Source organism: uncultured Nostoc sp. (assembly GCF_964245575.1).
Lineage (GTDB): Bacteria > Cyanobacteriota > Cyanobacteriia > Cyanobacteriales > Nostocaceae > Nostoc.
The window spans coordinates 8877-13434 of the sequence record NZ_CAXTNP010000226.1; the positions used below are offsets into that span (position 1 = coordinate 8877).

Sequence of the window (4558 nt, forward strand, 5' to 3'; positions counted from 1 at the left end):
GTATTCACTATATCATTTTTTTTGGAAATTAATAAAGTAAGGATAAAATTTCAGAGAAAGATTATAAAGATTTGATGTTCGTACTAAAATGCCTAATTGTTATTTAGACTTAGCTGTATAGAAACCTTGTATTTACATACTAACTATATACAGATAAGGGACTTATCACTAATAAAAGCAAAAGCTGTCACTTTAGCCCTGAAAGGCGAAAACGCCAAAATTATGAGAGTTTTCCCAAAAATATTCTTGAAACTGAAGAGAGCTTTTATTTTTTGGATATTCCTAAATCTTGATCGTTACGCTAACGCGAGGGAGATTTTTTTGCTAGATTATTTACGGAACCAAAATGTTTTTTAGCGTTCATGTTCATTGACCCCCAACCAGACTTTCTCCGCCTAGTCCAAAACGACGAATATCTTCCCTCAGTCAGTATATGGACAAGATTGGGAGGAATATTTTTAATTGGAAGTGTTGGCGCTGCCTTCAGCCTTGCCAGTGTCTTTCAATACAACATAATAGTGAAAGCTGATGCCACCGTCCGCCCAACCGGAGAAATCCGGTTAGTGCAAGCAGCAGCTGAGGGAAGCGTGACAAGCATCAAGGTCAAAGAAAATCAGGTTGTGAAAAAGGGAGATACGATCGCCCTGATCGACAACTCTCAATTGCAAACGAAAAAAAGCCAACTACTCGGAACTATCGAGCAGAATCAGTTACAACGATCGCAAATTGATGCACAACTAAAAGCGTTAGAAAATCAAATGGCTGCTGAGTCTAATGCAATGGGACAGGCGATCACATCCGCCAAAGCAGACTTCAGTCGCAACAAAAGAGATTATCAAGATAGGCAAATCACCAGTCTGGCACAAGTACAAGAAATAGAAGCTGGTGTTGAATTAGCTAAAGAGGAACTGAAGCGGTATCAACAGCTGGGAAATACAGGGGCGATCGCTGCTCTCCAAATTAAGGAAAAAGAACAAGCTTTTAAAGCTGCTACTGCTAGACTCGATAACGCTAAAGCTGCACTCAATCCCAGTGATGCTAATGTGGCGATCGCACAAGAACGTATTTCCCAAGAGTTGACAAAGGGTGAGTCTACTATTGCTCAATTGAACAAAGAGAAAGAGGAACTCATCAGGCGTCAAGTTGAAATCCAAAACCAAATTAGCAGCACTCAACAAGAACTTAGACAAGTTTTTACGGAACTGCAAAAAACTGTAATTCGTACCTCTGAGGGCGGTACAATCCTCAAACTAGAACTAAGAAATGCTGGGCAAGTTGTTCGTGTTGGAGATGCGATCGCTCAAATTGCTCCCAACAATGCCCCCTTCATAATCAAAGCCCGTGTTTCCTCTTCAGATATTAGCAAAGTGCAGGTGTGTAAAGTCGCACAAGTAGCAAAATGTCCAGAGGGGGAAGTACAAATGCGGTTTTCTGCTTATCCGTACCCAGATTATGGCATCCTCAAAGGTGCTGTCAGAAACATTAGTGCCGATGCCATTACATCTCAAGGTAACGGTAACATTGCAATTGCGCCTTACTATGAGGTGACAATTGAGCCAGAGAAACTTTATTTAAAAAGGGCCGAAAAATCCTATCCTATTCAAGCAGGGATGGAAGTTACAGCTGAAATCATTTCCAAAAAAGAAACCCTACTGACATTTATTCTGAGAAAAGCAAGGCTGCTAACAGATGTATAGACTCCTTCCTGTATTCCACGCCATTGAGAACTAACATAACAATTTTAAATTTTTAAATTCAAAATTCATGCATTGTTCGCGCAGCGTCTCCTAGAGAAGAGAGTTACATAAGGGAATTTAAACCCCGACTATAGCTTTCTTCTCGCAGGGTAACTGAGCAAAGTAGGAGCCATCGCAACTCCAAGTTAATAATTGTTTAATTTTATATTCTTCAGCAAAATTAATAACCATCAAGGCTGTAAAAAGTTCAAAAATTTTATCAACGAAGGCAGGAGACAGAGGGCAGTTTTCCTCCTGTTTTTCTCGATAAATGGGATTTACATGAAAAGTTCGCCAATATAGTTCATAAATTATTTGTCTACAAATCACTGTCTGCTCACTCAAATTAAATTTTAAAGAGTCGGTGAAATTGAAAAATAAGTTAAAAGCCAAGTATTCTAAATTTTTTAAAAACCATATCCAATGATTCTCTTCTTTACAGATTTGTTTGTTAACAATATATTTAATTGGGTTAACTGTGGCTTCTTCTAACCAAACAAATTTGTTTAAATCTCCATGTCCCATTACAAAAAGTGCAAACCAAAAAACAAATGATAATCTTTGTATAAAAGCAATGCTTTTATTTCCTAAAAAATAAAAAAAGGGTAATTGAACAAATTTGGCTGATTGTTTTTCAATTAATGCAAACACTTTTTTCATGTTGAACTTTCACCTACAATCATTAGTTGTTTACTATTGAAGTTCGTCAAGCTAGTACCTGTTTAGTTTACGTTGGGCGTACAAGTTTTATACAGAGCTAGCCAATTCTTTAGGAAAGTTCATAAAAAAATCCTGCCTGATAAGTGGACAGCGTAATGTCTATTGAGTTATCAGTGCCCGCTTATGGTTTTATGCAGAGCCAGCCAATTCTTTACAAAAGTTCACAAACTGCGTTACAGTCAGCGTTTTCCGCTTATGCGTGGTCAGCCCTAACTCTTGGAGATAAATTCGCGTTCGGGGATGTCACGCATTCACTCATTCGATAATTTTGAACCCCATACTTCGGCTCCTTTCGACTTACTTCGACTCCCTTCCCTACGGGACGCTACGCGAACGACTGCGCTCAGGGCAAGCCGCTCAGTACAAGTCGCTCAAGGCAAGTCGCTCAGTAACCATAAATAAATTTAGTTGCTCTGCATCCAAATTATTTTTTGGTCAGAGTTTTGTTTTGGTCGCTTGGGCATGGTGGAAAACCATACTTTTGATTACCTCGTATCAAAAACCTGACAATTCAGCCATCTGGAAAAGTCCACGAAAACCTAACCCCCTTCCCGTGTCGGCTATGCATTACCCACATCTTTACTTAACAATCAAACAAAATACTTAATAAAAGAGTGAAAGGCTTGATAGGTATAGTGTTGAGACAAGAGAAGTAGGTAATGGCATCATGAAAAAGTGGCAGCCAAAGAACTATCTCAGGCAGACTTAGGAGACGTTCGTAGAAACAAGCGGTTAATACGCATACTGGTGTTAAAACTATTTGGCGTGGGCTAAGGCTCTGACACGATATCGCTGCCACCTGGCAACTACTTCACTCAGGCTCCCCATCTCATGTTTACACTTAGCGATCGCAAGAAGGCACTAGCAAAGCCAATCACCTGTGGGACGCTTTCAACAAACACATACTTATTCTCTGTTGTCAATCCACACAACTATACCCATTTCTACAATCTTTATAGTGTATGTCTTTCAGCAATGTTAAGAAAAATGTGGGTAATGGATAGGAGCGGGGAGGGGTGCAATAACTATGGGAATCATAACTAATTACCCGGACATAATATTAGGAGTCATGAGTTGGAAAGTACAAGGATAATTTTTTTTCCTCACTCCTCACTCTTAACTCCTAACTTGATTTAAATACCCGCACCATCTAGAAACTGCTGTATTGACTTATCTTTAAGGCTACACACAGGAGCATTTTGTGAAAAATCAGCTTGGTTAGAAGCTACACAACCTACCAATACAGGAGTTTTTTCAGAAGAGTTGGTGCGCCCAAGAGTTTGTATTTGTTCTTCCAGCGCCTCAATCCGGTCTACTAAAGCACGAATTACTTCGGCTTCTGAATCTGGTAAATTATTGTGTTCAAGAGGTGCAACCCGGACTCCAGAACGATATATAATACGCCCAGGCACGCCCACTACTGTACAGTCAGAAGGGACATCCCTGAGAACAACAGACCCAGCGCCAATACGGACATTATTGCCAACTTGGATATTGCCCAGAACCTTCGCTCCAGCTCCAACTACGACATTTTCACCCACAGTGGGATGGCGCTTGCCACATTCTTTACCAGTACCTCCAAGGGTGACACCTTGATAAATTAGGGCATAGTCTCCCACGATCGCAGTTTCACCAATTACTACACCCATCCCGTGGTCAATAAACACACTTTTTCCAATTGCTGCACCAGGGTGGATTTCAATTCCAGTCAAAAACCGAGCCAAGTGAGAAATCAGGCGAGGAATAAAGGGAAGACCAACAGTATACAACCAGTGAGCCAGCCTATGGAATAGCAAGGCTTGCAAACCAGGGTAACAAAATAAAACTTCCAACCAGTTACGGGCAGCTGGGTCACGTTCAAATATGATACGAAAGTCAGCACGCAGTATAGATAGCACGAGATAGCACCCTCGGAAAGCACAACAAGCTACTCTCCCATATTATCCTCTCAGACGTTACACCTAAAAATTGGGAATGGGGAATGGGGAATGGGGAATGGGGAATGAGGTATTGGGCATCCCTTCGGCTTACTTCGACTAGCAAGAGTACAAGTCGCTCAGGGCAAGTGGGCATCCCTTCGGCTTACTTCGACTAGCAAGAGT

Annotated in this window: 4 protein-coding genes; 2 read left to right on the plus strand and 2 right to left on the minus strand. The window is 40.8% G+C overall.

Features of this window, described 5'->3' with window-relative positions; translation table 11 throughout:
• The first annotated feature begins 362 nt into the window (after positions 1–362).
• Positions 363–1697 carry an HlyD family efflux transporter periplasmic adaptor subunit gene (locus ACFFAP_RS28010; RefSeq protein ID WP_375514295.1) on the plus strand — a complete coding sequence of 445 codons (1335 nt, stop codon included), beginning with the start codon at positions 363–365 and terminating at the stop codon, positions 1695–1697.
• Between the two features lie 117 nt (positions 1698–1814).
• Here the strand turns inward: ACFFAP_RS28010 and ACFFAP_RS28015 are convergent, their stop codons facing one another.
• Entirely contained in the window at positions 1815–2396 is a 582-nt protein-coding gene (locus ACFFAP_RS28015; RefSeq protein ID WP_375514296.1) for a hypothetical protein, read from the minus strand.
• A 735-nt stretch (positions 2397–3131) separates the two neighbouring features.
• On the opposite strand from ACFFAP_RS28015, the gene ACFFAP_RS28020 reads away from it, so the two are divergent.
• Positions 3132–3230, plus strand: coding sequence for a transposase DNA-binding-containing protein (locus tag ACFFAP_RS28020; RefSeq protein ID WP_375514297.1), 99 nt, complete (start codon positions 3132–3134; stop codon positions 3228–3230).
• A 359-nt stretch (positions 3231–3589) separates the two neighbouring features.
• Here ACFFAP_RS28020 and cysE read toward each other — a convergent pair whose 3' ends face one another.
• Entirely contained in the window at positions 3590–4354 is a 765-nt protein-coding gene (cysE, locus tag ACFFAP_RS28025; RefSeq protein ID WP_375514298.1) for a serine O-acetyltransferase, read from the minus strand.
• Between the last annotated feature and the right edge of the window lie 204 nt (positions 4355–4558).

What these genes read in the sequence shown, in the direction of transcription:
- ACFFAP_RS28010 (WP_375514295.1), top strand. Translation starts at nt 363, where the DNA reads ATGTTCATTGACCCCCAACCAGACTTTCTCCGCCTAGTCCAAAACGAC.
- ACFFAP_RS28015 (WP_375514296.1), bottom strand. Translation starts at nt 2,396, where the DNA reads ATGAAAAAAGTGTTTGCATTAATTGAAAAACAATCAGCCAAATTTGTT.